Raw genomic sequence first — 13,218 nt, forward strand, 5'->3', positions numbered from 1 at the left:
CAGCACCCCGAACCCGTCCGCCTCGTGATCGTCTTCTCACCCTTCACCGGCGGGCGTGTCCACCAGTGGGCCCCCGCGAGGACGTGACTCGCGGGGGCCCACTGCGTACGTCCGGCGGGACCGTCCGGGGTTACTCGAAGGAGGGGCCCGCGGTGCGGGTGCGCTTGATCTCGTAGAAGCCCGGGGTGGAGGCGACGAGCAGGGTGCCGTCCCACAGGCGGGCGGCGGCCTCGCCGCGCGGGGTCGGGGTGACCACGGGACCGAAGAAGGCCACCTCGTCGCCGCCCGCGCCGGGTACGGAGATCACCGGGGTGCCCACCTCCTGGCCGACACGGTCGATGCCGTCGTTGTGGGAGGCGCGCAGCACCTCGTCGTACTCGTCGGAGTCGGCGTACGCGAGCAGCTCCGCCGGCAGGCCGACCTCGTCCAGCGCGGCGGCGATGACCTCACGGGTCGCACCGTGGCCGTCGTTGTGGATGCGGGTGCCGAGGGCCGTGTAGAGCTTGCCGGTGATCTCCTCGCCGTGCTTCTGCTGGGCCGCTATGACCACGCGCACGGGGGCCCAGCCCTTGGGGCCGAGCAGCTCGCGGTAGCGCTCGGGCAGCTCGTCGAGCTTGTTCTCGTTGAGCACGGCCAGGCTCATCACGTGCCAGCGGACCTCGACGTCACGGACCTTCTCGACCTCCAGCATCCAGCGGGACGTCATCCAGGCCCAGGGGCAGAGCGGGTCGAACCAGAAGTCGACGGGGGTCTTCTCGAGCACCTGGGTGTCGGTCATGTCTCTCCTCATGCCTCATGTCGGGGACAGGACGTCCCTGCGTCCCGTCCTCCGCCCCCAACCAGGCCCCCGGCGCACGCATTCCCCCCGTGCGAGGATTCGTCAGGTAGACCGCGATCACGCACGAAGGAGTGCAGGTGCCCGGAGAGAATCTGTCCCGCGACGAGGCCCGCGAACGGGCCGAGCTGCTGTCCGTCGACGGATACGAGGTGGTCCTCGACCTGAGGTCCGCGGTGGACGAGGCCGAACCGGCCGAGGGCCCCCGTACCTTCCGCTCGGTGACGACCGTCCGCTTCCGGGCCGCCGCCCCGGGCTCCGCCACCTTCGCGGACCTGATCGCCCCTTCGGTGAACTCCGTGACGCTGAACGGACGCGCGCTGGACCCGGCCGAGGTCTTCGACGGCGCCCGCATCGCGCTGGACGGCCTGGCCGCCGAGAACGTCCTGGTGGTGGACGCGAACTGCGCGTACAGCCGGACCGGCGAGGGCATGCACCGCTTCGTCGACCCGGAGGACGGCGAGGTCTACCTCTACACCCAGTACGAACCGGCGGACGCCCGGCGGGTGTACGCCAACTTCGAGCAGCCCGACCTGAAGGCCCCCTACCGCTTCGAGGTGAGCGCGCCCGAGGGCTGGCAGGTCTGGAGCAACGGCGCGCAGGAGTCCCGGGAGGGAGGCGTCTGGCGGTTCGCCGAGACGCAGCCGATCTCGACGTACATCACCTGTGTCGTGGCCGGCCCCTACCACTACGTGACGGACTCCTACACGCGCGGGGACCTGACGATCCCGCTGGGCGCGATGTGCCGCAAGGGGCTCGCGAAGCACTTCGACGCGGACGACGTCTTCCTCGTCACCAAGCAGGGCTTCGACCTCTTCCACGAGATCTTCGACTACCCGTACCCGTTCGGGAAGTACGACCAGGCCTTCGTGCCGGAGTACAACCTGGGTGCGATGGAGAACCCGGGGATGGTGACCTTCCGCGAGGAGTACATCTTCCGCGGGAAGGTCACGCAGGCCTCGTACGAGCGGCGCGCGAACGTCATCCTGCACGAGATGGCGCACATGTGGTTCGGCGACCTCGTCACCATGAAGTGGTGGGACGACCTGTGGCTGAAGGAGTCCTTCGCCGACTTCATGGGCTCCTTCGGGCTGGTCGAGGCCACCCGCTTCGACCAGGCGTGGGTCACCTTCGCCAACAGCCGCAAGGCCTGGGCGTACCGGGCCGACCAGCTGCCGTCCACGCACCCGATCACGGCCGACATCCGTGACCTGGAGGACGCGAAGCTGAACTTCGACGGGATCACCTACGCCAAGGGCGCGTCCGTGCTGAAGCAGCTGGTCGCGTACGTGGGCCGGGAGGCCTTCCTGGAAGGCGCCCGGCGCTACTTCAAGGCCCACGCGTACGGGAACACGACCCTGGAGGACCTGCTGTCGGTGCTCGGCGAGGTCTCCGGGCGGGACATGGCCGGGTGGTCGCGGGCGTGGCTGCAGACGGCCGGGGTGAACGTGCTGACCCCGGTGGTCACCTACGACGCGGGCGGCCGCGTGACCGAGCTGGCGGTGGTCCAGGAGGGCGACGAGCTGCGCCCGCACCGGGTCGCGGTCGGCCTGTACCGGCTGGAGGCGGACGGCACCCTGGTCCGCTACGCGCGGGCCGGGGCGGACGTGGCGGGCGCGCGGACCGTGGTCGCGGAGCTAGCGGGCCTGGAGCGGCCCGACCTGATCCTGGTCAACGACGAGGACCTCACCTACTGCAAGATCCGCTTCGACGAGGGCTCGCTCGCCACGCTGCGGGCCCACCTGGGCGACGTCACGGACCCGCTGGCCCGGGCGCTGTGCTGGTCGGCGCTGTGGAACCTGACGCGGGACGGGCTGATGCCGGCCCGCGACTTCGTCTCGCTGGTCCTGGCGCACGCGGGCCGCGAGACGGACGTCGGCGTCCTGCAGATGGTGCACGGCCAGGCGCTGACGGCCGTCACCCGTTACGCCACGGCGGAGTGGCGCGAGCCGGGCGGCCGGGAGCTGGCGGCGGGCGCGCTGCACGAGCTGCGGCTGGCGGAGCCGGGGTCGGAGCACCAGCTGACCTGGGCCCGGTTCTTCGCCGGGAGCGCGGTCACCGAGGGCGACTTCCAGCTGCTGATGGGCCTGCTGGAGGGGTCCGCCCGGGTCGACGGGCTGGAGGTGGACCAGGAGCTGCGCTGGGACTTCCTGCTGCCGCTGGCCGCGCACGGCGCGGTGGACGAGGCCGTGCTCCAGGCCGAACTCGCGCGCGACGACACGGCTTCGGGCAAGCGGCACCAGGTGCGGTGCCTCGCGGCACGTCCGTCGGCCGCGGTCAAGGACCAGGCCTGGGCTGCCGTGGTCGAGTCGGACAGCCTGTCGAACGCGCTGGTGGAGGCGACGATCGCGGGCATGCAGCAGTCCTCGCAGCGCGCCCTGCTGGCGCCGTACACGGAGCGCTATTTCGAGGTGATCGAGCGGGTCTGGGAGGAGCGGTCGATCCAGATCGCGATGGACGTGGTGAAGGAGCTGTACCCGTCGCTCCAGGACTCCGCGGCCACGGTCGCGGCGACCGACGCGTGGCTCGCCGCGCACGAGGACGCGCCGCCGGCCCTGCGCCGCCTGGTGCTGGAGTCCCGTGACGACCTGGCCAGGGCGCTGCGCGCGCAGCGCTGCGACGCGGCGGCCTCGGCCTGAGCCCCGCCGCGGGGTCCCGGGGTCCGTCCCCGGACCCCGCGGCGCAGCCTATCGGCACTCGAACGCCCGTACTTTAGCCCCGGCTTGTCCGGATTTGTCGACGAGCGTGTAACAGGGGTTAGCAGGGCTATGGCCTGAGGGAATCACCGCGTCATGAACCACAACGCACCCCTCCCCCTCGCCCACCTCACCGGCAGCCGCCCCCGCGTGCTGACCCTGGCCCAGCTGCGCGAGCACGGCGTGACCGCCTCGGACGCCGCCGGACGCCCCTGGCAGCAGATCCTGCCGGGGGTGTTCCTGCTCCACTCCGGGCCCGCGACCAGCGAGGAGCGGCTGCACGCCGCGCTGCTGTACGCGGGGCGGCGCGGCGCGGGCGAGGCCATGATCACCGGTTTGGCTGCGCTGGCGCTGTACCGCTTCTCCTCCGCGCCCGCGCTGCTCGCCCTCCCGCACATCGACGTGCTGGTGCCCGGCACCCGGCGCCTGCGGTCCACCGGGGACGTGCGGATCGTGCGCGCCCACACCCCGCCCCGGTCCCAGGAGGTGACCGGGGTGCCGGTGGCGCCGGTCGCGCGGGCCGTCGCCGACGCCGTCGCCCAGCTGTCCGACGCGGGTACGGTGCGCCGCCTGCTCAGCGAGTCCGTGCGCGGCGGGCACTGCGAACCGGGTGCCGTCGTACGGGAGCTGACGGTGGCGCGGCTGCTGAACCGGCCGCACGTGGTCGATGCCGTGGAGTCCCTCCTCGCGGAGGGCCGGGCGATGGCCGAGGACCGGCTGTACCACCTCGTGCGGGGCTACGAGCTGCCCGAGCCCGTCTGGAACGTGGACCTGCGGCTGCCGGGCGGCCCGCACCTCGGCGGGGTGGACGCGTACTGGCCCGAGCACGCCGTCGCCGTGGAGATCGACACCCGTGCCCCGCGCCAGGGGGAGGACGAGGAGTGGTCGGAGTGCGTCCGGAAGCGGGAGACCCTGGAGCGGCTCGGGGTGACCGTCGTCCACATCACCCCGCGCAAGCTCCGCGACTGGCCCGAGCAGCAGGCCGCGGTCGTCCGGACCGCACTGACCGCGTCCGGCGGCCGGGAGCCCGCCGCCTACCTGGTGGTGCTGCCCAGGTGAGGCGAGAGTTCCGGGGTGCTCCAGATCAGCCGCCCCGGATGCAGGCTCTCCGTCACCGCCTCCACCCGGAAGCGGGTGCGGCGGCTCCCGTCGGCCGCGAACCCGGTCCGGGCCCGGCCGCTGAGCTGGAGGACCGCACCGCTCTCCCAGTCCGGGAAGAGCAGCCCGGCCCGCGGATCGGCCGTCAGGTTCCCCAGGGTCAGGAACATCCCGTTGCCCGCGAAGTCGGGCCAGGCCAGCTCGGTCGGCGAGAGCACCTCCACGAAGCCCGGCAGCCCGCCCCGGTGACTGGCGTCGGCCCCGTCCGCCTCCGCCGTGGTGGCGACGAAGAAGGTGTCGGCGCGGCGGACGGCCCGCTGCTGGCCGTGGGTGAGCGCGTCCCCGCGCCGGACGACGCCCGGCCCCTGCGCGACCACCTCCAGCGGCTGCCGCCGATGCAGGTACTTGGGGCAGTTGGCGAAGACCTGCTCGGCCTCGACCGCGAAACCCCGGGGCGTCGGAGCGAGGGTTCCGTTCAGCCGCATCCGGCGCCGGGTGCGCGGGTCGAGCGCGATCGTCCCGACCCGGGTCCCCGCCGCGGCCAGCGCCCCGGCCAGCGGGTCGCCCGCGGGCAGTGCGCCGGCGACCGCGATCCGGTCGGGGCCGGTGGCCCGTACGAAACCGGGCGGCCCGGTGAGCAGCGAGGCCCACATCCGCCCCGCGCCGTCGGCCGCCCCCACGACCAGGTGCGGCTGGAGCCCCAGGAAGGCCGCGGCGACGTCCCGGATGCCGGTGCCGATCGAGCGGCCGACGTGCTCGGCGAGCTCGCGTACGCCGACCCGCTCCTGCACGGCCAGCGCACCCCAGTGGTACGCCTCGGGCACCCCGTGCCCCGTCATCAGAAGAAGCCGCAGGTCGGCGCGGAGGCGATCGGGGCAGGCGCGCCCTCGGCGCCGGTGGGTACGGAGATCTCCAGGCGGGTCCCGTCGGGGTCGTGGAAGAAGATGCCGCCGGACGCCGTCCCCTCGCCGTGGGCGACGACGCCCTCGTAGGCGAACGCGACACCCAGGCCGCGCAGCCGTGCCTCGTACGCGCGCACCTCCTCGATCGCACCGGCGGAGAACGCCAGGTGGTGCAGCCCGGCCGCGGCGGGCGCGTACCGGCCGGCCGCCTGCTGCCAGAGCGTGAGGACGAGTTCGCCGTCCTGGCCGAGGAAGGCGGAGCGGCGTTCCTCCTCCTTGCCCTCGCCCAGGACCTGGAAGCCGAGGGCGTCCCGGTAGAAGGCGAGCGAGCGGTCGAGATCGGTGACGTTGAGCCCCACGTGCCCGGTGCGCAGCGTGCTGATGGCAGTCGTCATGACGGGTTCCTTCCCCCTGAGCGTCCGTACCGAGATATCTAACCTTCTAAATCGAGATTAGAGGTTAGACATCGGCGCGTCAACCACTCACGTACTGTTGAGGGGTCGGCGGCGCGAGGAGGCGGACATGACGGCGGCGGACCCACGGCCCCTGACCGGGGAACCGGTGGCCCTCGACCTGCTCAACACCCGCTGGAACGCGGACGGCGAGCCGCAGGACCTCTTCGCGGGCGCCGCCGGGCTGACCCGGGTCGAGGGGCTCGCGGTCTGGCTGGAGACCACCGGCCTGGCCGGCCGTTTCCGCGCCGACGCCCCGACCCTCGTCCACCTGCTGACCGCCCGCGAGGCGCTCGCCCGGGCCGTCGCGGACCCGGCGGACGAGAAGGCCCGCGCGCTGGTCGACGCCGTCCTGGAGCACGGGCGCATCCGCGCCACCCTGACCACGGAAGGCCCCGGCGAACGCACCGAGTTCGCCGATCCGGCATGGGGGCCCGCCTGGACGGCGGCGCGGGACTACCTCGGCCTGCTGGACTCCGCGCCCGGCCGCATCCGCGCCTGCGCCTCCGAGGACTGCACCCTGTACTTCCACGACGTCTCGCGCAACGGCACCCGCCGCTGGTGCTCGATGGCCGCCTGCGGAAACCGGGCGAAAGCCGCACGCCACTACGCGCGCACGCGCGAGCGCTGAACGCACGAAATCCGTCACACCTGCCCCGGGGCGCCATCGCGCCCCGGGGCTCTCTTGCAGCCGCTAAGTCGACAAAGCCACTCCGCAGCCCCTGAGGTTCACACCGGTCTGCCCCGGTAAGGCCGTGCTGGCGGATGTGCCGCGCTGGCGGGAGTCCGCCATGACAGGTCTCGGTCAATGACAACACTCCCCAAAGAGCGGGCGCTTACGCAAAGCTGACCGGTCATCCGGCACCGAAATCCGGACCGTTTCTTTCACTTACCAGGGATGCTGATGACCCTCGAATCCCCCAGCCCCATACCCGGGGCCAGGCGCGTCGCCCGCGTCGCGGCAGCGGCAGGTCTGGTCGCCGCCCTCGCGGCCACCGGCGCCGTGCCCGCCTTCGCCGCGACGGCAGCCGACAAGCCGGGCACCAACCCGGCCGTCAAGTCCGCGGAGCAGAAGCTCGGTTCGGCCGACGCCGAGCTGCTCCAGGAGGCGAAGGCCAAGGGCGACGCGCACGTGACCGTCATGGTCGCGACCGCGCCCGGGCAGACCAAGCAGGTGGCCGACCAGCTCGACGCCGTCCAGGGCGCCTCGGTGGGCCAGACGTACGACAAGCTCGGTTACGTCCGCGCCACCCTGCCGACCGCCCAGGCCGAGGCCGCGCTCAAGGCGGCCGCCAAGCTGTCCTCCGTGCACGGCATCGACCTGCGGCACGAGATCCAGCTGCCGGACCCGCGCCCCGACGCGGACCGCGAGACCGGCACGGTCAAGAAGACCGCGGCCGAGGCGTACGCGGCGCCGGACAAGAACACCCCGGCGAAGAACCCGTACAACCCGTCCTTCGAGACCGGCGCGGTGGACTTCGTCCAGGACAACCCGCAGGCCGACGGCCGCGGCGTGACCATCGGCATCATGGACTCGGGCGTCGACCTCGGCCACCCGGCCCTGCAGACGACCACCACCGGCGAGCGCAAGATCGTCGACTGGGTCACGGCGACCGACCCGATCACGGACAACGACGGGACCTGGCGCGCCCAGATCACCCCGGTCACCCCCTCGGGCGGCACCTTCACGGCGGGCGGGCAGAACTGGAAGGCTCCCGAGGGCAGCTTCCAGTGGAGCCGCTTCAGCGAGTCGATCACCGCCACCGGCGACATGCAGGGCGACGTCAACCGCGACGGTGACACCACCGACCGGTTCGGCCTGCTCTACGACGCCGCCGCCGGCACCGTCCGCGTCGACACCGACCAGGACGGCGACTTCACGAACAACGAGCCGATGAAGCCGTACAAGGACGGTTACCAGATCGGCTACTTCGGCACGGACAACCCGGCGACCGAGGTCGCCGAGCGCATCCCGTTCGTGATCGAGATCCGCAAGGACGTCCCGATGGACCCGCTGGGCGGTGACTGGGTGGGCAAGAAGGCCGACTTCGTCAACGTCGGCATCATCGAGTCCGAGCACGGCACCCACGTCGCCGGCATCACCGCCGCCAACAGCCTCTTCGGCGGCAAGATGAACGGCGAGGCGCCCGGCGCCAAGCTGGTCTCCTCGCGCGCCTGCTCCTGGGGCGGCGGCTGCACCAACATCGCGCTGACCGAGGGCATGATCGACCTCGTCGTCAACCGCGGCGTGGACATCGTCAACATGTCCATCGGCGGCCTCCCGGCGCTGAACGACGGCAACAACGCCCGCGCCGAGCTCTACAAGAACCTCGTCGACACCTACGGCGTCCAGCTGGTCATCTCGGCCGGCAACTCGGGCCCGGGCGTCAACACCATCGGCGACCCCGCCCTCGCGGACAAGGTCATCTCCGTGGGCGCCGCGGTCTCCAAGGAGACCTGGGCCGCCAACTACGGCTCCGGCGTGGCCACGCAGTACAACATGTTCCCGTTCTCCTCGCGCGGTCCGCGTGAGGACGGCGGCTTCGCGCCGACCATCACCGCCCCCGGCGCCTCGATCAACACCATCCAGACCTGGATGCCCGGCGCGCCCGTGAAGGAGGCCGGTTACAGCCTGCCGGCCGGTTACGGCATGCTGCAGGGCACCTCGATGTCCTCGCCGCAGGCGGCGGGCGCCGGCGCGCTGCTGATCTCGGCCGCGAAGCAGCAGGGCATCAAGCTGACCCCGGCCGCCCTGCGGATCGCGCTCACCAGCACCGCGAAGAAGATCGACAACGTTCCGGCGCACGCCCAGGGCGCGGGTCTGATCGACGTCGTCGGCGCGTGGGAGTCCATCCAGCGCGACGCCAAGGCCAACGAGTTCACCGTCAAGGCGCCGGTCGACACCGCGATCGACCAGTTCCTGAAGACCCCCGGCTCCGGCACCGGCCTGTACGACCGCGAGGGCGGCCTCAAGGTCGGCCAGAAGAAGGTCTACAACGTCGTCGTCACCCGCACCACGGGCGTCAAGCACGGCACCCGGCACGACCTGAGCTGGCGCAACGACGACGGCACCTTCAAGGTCATCGGCGGCTACGACTACGTCACCCTGCCGCTGAACAAGCCCGTCACCATCAAGGTCGAGGCCCACGCCAAGACGGCCGGCATCCACAGCGGCATCCTGCAGCTGGACGACGAGACCACCGAGGGCATCGACAAGCAGATCCTGACGACCGTGGTCGCCGCGGCCCCGCTGGCGAAGCCGGCGTTCGCCCTGTCGGAGACCTCCTCCGTGCAGCGCAACAGCCACAAGTCCTACTTCGTGACCGTCCCGCCGGGTGCGAAGAGCCTGGAGGTCGCCCTCGGCGGTCTCGGGGCGGACAGCCAGACCCGCTTCATCGCGATCCACCCGTACGGTGTGCCCGTCGACCCGACGTCCACGGTCAACTGCTACCCGAACTACAACAACCCGGCCAACACCTGCCGCCCCGACGTGCGCTCGTACCCCGAGCCGACGCCGGGCGTGTGGGAGATCGAGGTCGAGTCGCGCCGTACGTCGCCGCTGCTCGACAACCCGTACAAGCTGGACGTCTCGCTGCTCGGCGCCGCCTTCGACCCCGCGGTCAAGGTCCTGCCCGAGGTGAAGCAGGGCACCCCGGCCCCGGTCCAGTGGAGCGTCAAGAACGAGGCCGCGGCCATCACCGGCGGCAAGCTCCAGGGCGGTCCCCTCGGCTCCGCGAAGGTCGCCAAGCCGACCATCGCGAACGGTGAGACCCACACCACCGAGGTCGCCGTCGCCGCGGGCACCTCGCGCCTCGACGTCTCGATCGGCAAGGTCTCCGACACCGCCGCCGACCTCGACCTCGAGGTCTACAAGGACGGCGTCAAGGTCGGCTCCGCCGCCGACGGCGACTCCGAGGAGGCCGTGAGCCTGGTGAACCCGGCCGCGGGCACCTACACCGTCAAGGTGATCGGCTACGCCGTCCCGTCCGGCTCCACCACGTACGACTACCGCGACGTGTTCTTCTCGGCCGCCCTGGGCTCCGTCCAGGTCGACGAGGCCGCCGCGGTGAACCTCGCCACCGGCGCCACCGCGCAGGTCTCGGCGAACGTCCTGGTCACCAGCGCGGCCCCCGAGGGCCGTCAGTTCTTCGGCCAGGTCCAGCTGCTCACCGCCCGCGGCACCGCCGCGGGCACCGGCAGCGTGCAGATCGAGAAGGTCCTGCCGTAGCACCCAGCGACAGCAGACCGAGGGGGCGGCGCTCAGACGAGCACCGCCCCCTCGGGCTTTCCCCCGGCCCGTTCCCCTTCGGGCCCCCCGTACCGTTCCCGGGTCCTTACTGCTTGCCGGGCGAGCGCAGCGACTCGGCGTAGGTGCCGACCGTGTGGGCGATCACGTCCAGGTTGGTGTCGAAGGCCTTCAGGTCCAGGTTCTTCAGGTCGTCGCCCGCACCGTGGTAGTGGGGGTCGTACGGGGCTCCGGCGGTGCCCCCGTACCGCGCGGCCTGCTCGGCGGTCTGGACGCCCTCGGCCCCGGTGAAGGTGCCGCCGGCCCGGATGCCGTTCGCGATGAACGGGCCGTAGTCGGAGCGCCCGTCGAAGTCACTGCCCTCGTGCGGCTTGTGCTGCCGGTCGAGGAAGCCGTTGATCAGCGCCTCGATCTGCGCCGAGCCGGCCGGGCCCGCGCCCGCCCCGGTCCGGTCCGAGTCGTCGCCGTCGTAGACGAACTGCACCGGGTTCGGCGAGGCGATCATGTCGAAGTTCAGATACAGCGCGATGTCCTTGCGCTGCTTCTCCGACAGCTGGGCCACGTAGTGCTCGGAGCCCAGCAGGCCCAGCTCCTCGGCCGACCACCAGCCGAAGCGGACCTTGTTGGCGGGCCCCTTGCCCTTCTTGTTCGCGCCCTCGTCCGCGAGCTTCAGCGCCACCTCCAGCAGGCCGGCCGAACCGGAGCCGTTGTCGTTGATGCCCGGGCCCTCGGGGACCGAGTCCAGGTGGGCGCCGACCGTCACCACCCGGTCGGAGCGGCCGCCGCGGGTCTCGGCGATCACGTTGCGGGTGGTCTTCCTCACGTGCTCCTGGTCCAGGTCCAGGCGCACCCGGACCTCGCCCTGCGCGGCCGCGGCGGTCAGGGCCTCGCCGTCGGCCAGGGTGATCCCCGCGCTCGGGACGAGCCCGTCGGAGGGGGCGGAGTATCCGCCGCGGACCGGGGTGGTGCCGCTGTGGTTGTAGACGATGACGCCGATCGCGCCCGCCGCGGCGGCGGCGTTCTGCTTCTCCACGAAGGTGCAGGAGCTGCGCTTGACCAGGGCGATCTTCCCGGCGAAGGCGCCGGCCGGGTAGTCGTCGGCCGTGCAGCCGGGGGTCCCGTCGGCCCGGGCGAGGGCGAGCGGCGCGGTCAGGCCGCCCGCGGGGGTGGACCTGGTGAAGGTGAACGCGGCGGTGGCCAGCTCCCGGTCCGCACCCCCGGCGCCACCGAGGACGGTGGTCCGCTCGGTCCTCGTGCGCGCCTCGTGGATGTCGAAGTCCTGGTACGAGACGTCGTACCCGGCCTTCTTCAGCGTGTCGTGCACGTATGCGGCGGACGCGGCGTGGCCGGGGGTGCCCGCGGCGCGGTTGCCGCCGTTGGCATCGGCGATCTTCTGGAACTCCGCCAGGTGGCGGTAGGCCCCGCGCGCGGTCACCTCCTCCACCAGCTCCTTGGCCGGCCTGCCCTCGCGCGGGTGCGCCGTGGCCGCAGTGGCGGTGAGCAGGACGGGTGCGGCGACGGCGGCGGCCGCGAGGGCGGCGAGCGCCGGTATGGACCGGCGGTGGCGGATGGCGCGCACGGTGGATCTCCCCGATGCGGATGTGTCGGTCTGCGGGACGCGGTGTCCGGAACCCGGACGCCCAGACGGGACGCCAACCGGCTCCGAGCAGGCAAAACGGACCTCGGACGGCCCTGCAACACTCCCGCCACGGAGTCGTCACAGGGGTTCATCTCCAGGACACCGTCCGACCCTCGGACAATGGATTGGACAAGGCTCGTGGGGTCGAACGCATGATGGCTTCACGCGCGCCCGCGTCGTACGTACCAAAGGAGTCACCGTGAGGGTCGGAATCGTCGGAGCCACCGGACAGGTCGGCGGAGTCATGCGCGGCATCCTCGCCGAGCGGAAGTTCCCGGTGGACGAGCTGCGGCTGTTCGCCTCGGCCCGTTCCGCGGGCTCCACCCTCGAGTGGGAGGGCCAGGAGATCACCATCGAGGACGCCTCCGCGGCCGACTACTCCGGCCTGGACATCGTGCTCTTCTCCGCGGGCGGCGCCACCTCCAGGGCCCTCGCCGAGAAGGTCGCCTCGCAGGGCGCCGTCGTGATCGACAACTCCTCCGCCTGGCGCAAGGACCCCGAGGTCCCCCTCGTCGTCTCCGAGGTCAACCCGCACGCGATCAGGAACCGCCCCAAGGGCATCATCGCGAACCCGAACTGCACCACCATGGCCGCGATGCCGGTGCTGCGTCCGCTGCACGAGGAGGCAGGCCTTTCCGCGCTGATCGCCACCACCTACCAGGCCGTGTCCGGCTCGGGCCTGGCGGGCGTCGCCGAGCTGCGCACGCAGGCCTGCGCGGTCTCCGAGGCCGCCGACCAGCTGACCTTCGACGGCGGCGCGGTGGACTTCCCGGAGCCGGCCGTCTACAAGCGCCCCATCGCCTTCAACGTGGTCCCGCTCGCGGGCTCCGTCGTCGACGACGGCTCCTTCGAGACCGACGAGGAGCAGAAGCTCCGCAACGAGTCCCGCAAGATCCTGGAGATCCCGGGGCTCAAGGTGTCGGGCACCTGCGTGCGCGTGCCGGTCTTCTCCGGCCACTCCCTCCAGATCAACGCCCGCTTCGACCGCCCCATCAGCGTGGAGCGCGCCTACGAGCTGCTGAAGGACGCCCCCGGCGTCGAGCTCTCGGAGATCCCGACCCCCCTCCAGGCGGCGGGCAAGGACGCCTCGTACGTGGGCCGCATCCGCGCCGACGAGACGGTGGACAACGGTCTCGCGCTGTTCCTGTCGAACGACAACCTCCGCAAGGGCGCGGCCCTGAACGCGGTCCAGATCGCGGAGCTGGTGGCCGAGGAGCTGCGCGGCTGATCGCGCGGCGGCCCGGACGGGGAGGGGGGGGGGCGGGGGGGCCCCCCCCCCCCCCCGGGGGGGGGCCGCCCCCCCCGGGGGCAACCCGTGGAAACCCGACGCCCCCGTGGCCCCAGGTTTAA

At 72.2% G+C, this 13,218-nt stretch carries 9 protein-coding genes; 5 read left to right on the forward strand and 4 right to left on the reverse strand.

From position 1 onward, the window contains the following. Window positions 1-130: 130 nt before the first annotated feature. Window positions 131-778, reverse strand: coding sequence for a DsbA family protein (locus ACFWUZ_RS16400; RefSeq protein WP_384372593.1), 648 nt, complete (start codon window positions 776-778; stop codon window positions 131-133). Between the two features lie 137 nt (window positions 779-915). On the opposite strand from ACFWUZ_RS16400, the gene pepN reads away from it, so the two are divergent. Both pepN and ACFWUZ_RS16410 read left to right on the forward strand, forming a co-directional pair. After that, window positions 916-3,474, forward strand: coding sequence for an aminopeptidase N (gene pepN / locus ACFWUZ_RS16405; protein WP_384372595.1), 2,559 nt, complete (start codon window positions 916-918; stop codon window positions 3,472-3,474). A gap of 153 nt (window positions 3,475-3,627) precedes the next feature. Continuing rightward, complete coding sequence (locus tag ACFWUZ_RS16410; RefSeq protein WP_384372597.1) at window positions 3,628-4,590, forward strand: hypothetical protein; 963 nt, start codon at window positions 3,628-3,630, stop codon at window positions 4,588-4,590. Here the strand turns inward: ACFWUZ_RS16410 and ACFWUZ_RS16415 are convergent. Next, complete coding sequence (locus tag ACFWUZ_RS16415) at window positions 4,566-5,468, reverse strand: pyridoxamine 5'-phosphate oxidase family protein (protein ID WP_384372599.1); 903 nt, start codon at window positions 5,466-5,468, stop codon at window positions 4,566-4,568. The genes ACFWUZ_RS16410 and ACFWUZ_RS16415 overlap by 25 nt on opposite strands. After that, window positions 5,468-5,926 carry a VOC family protein gene (locus ACFWUZ_RS16420; protein ID WP_384372601.1) on the reverse strand — a complete coding sequence of 153 codons (459 nt, stop codon included), beginning with the start codon at window positions 5,924-5,926 and terminating at the stop codon, window positions 5,468-5,470. The genes ACFWUZ_RS16415 and ACFWUZ_RS16420 overlap by 1 nt, the downstream gene beginning before the upstream one ends. A gap of 127 nt (window positions 5,927-6,053) precedes the next feature. Here ACFWUZ_RS16420 and ACFWUZ_RS16425 point away from each other — a divergent pair, with 127 nt between their 5' ends. Next, window positions 6,054-6,614, forward strand: coding sequence for a CGNR zinc finger domain-containing protein (locus ACFWUZ_RS16425; RefSeq protein WP_384372603.1), 561 nt, complete (start codon window positions 6,054-6,056; stop codon window positions 6,612-6,614). A 273-nt stretch (window positions 6,615-6,887) separates the two neighbouring features. Then, the gene (locus tag ACFWUZ_RS16430; RefSeq protein WP_384372605.1) at window positions 6,888-10,211 is read left to right on the forward strand and encodes a S8 family serine peptidase; all 3,324 of its coding nucleotides are present in this window, start codon (window positions 6,888-6,890) and stop codon (window positions 10,209-10,211) included. Window positions 10,212-10,317: 106 nt separating this feature from the next. Here ACFWUZ_RS16430 and ACFWUZ_RS16435 read toward each other — a convergent pair whose 3' ends face one another. Further along, on the reverse strand, window positions 10,318-11,808 hold the full coding sequence (locus ACFWUZ_RS16435; RefSeq protein WP_384372607.1) for a M28 family peptidase: 1,491 nt from the start codon (window positions 11,806-11,808) through the stop codon (window positions 10,318-10,320). Window positions 11,809-12,067: 259 nt separating this feature from the next. Here ACFWUZ_RS16435 and ACFWUZ_RS16440 point away from each other — a divergent pair, with 259 nt between their 5' ends. Next, on the forward strand, window positions 12,068-13,096 hold the full coding sequence (locus ACFWUZ_RS16440; RefSeq protein WP_384372609.1) for an aspartate-semialdehyde dehydrogenase: 1,029 nt from the start codon (window positions 12,068-12,070) through the stop codon (window positions 13,094-13,096). Window positions 13,097-13,218: the final 122 nt, after the last annotated feature.

This window comes from Streptomyces sp. NPDC058646 (assembly GCF_042716875.1).
Taxonomy (GTDB): domain Bacteria; phylum Actinomycetota; class Actinomycetes; order Streptomycetales; family Streptomycetaceae; genus Streptomyces.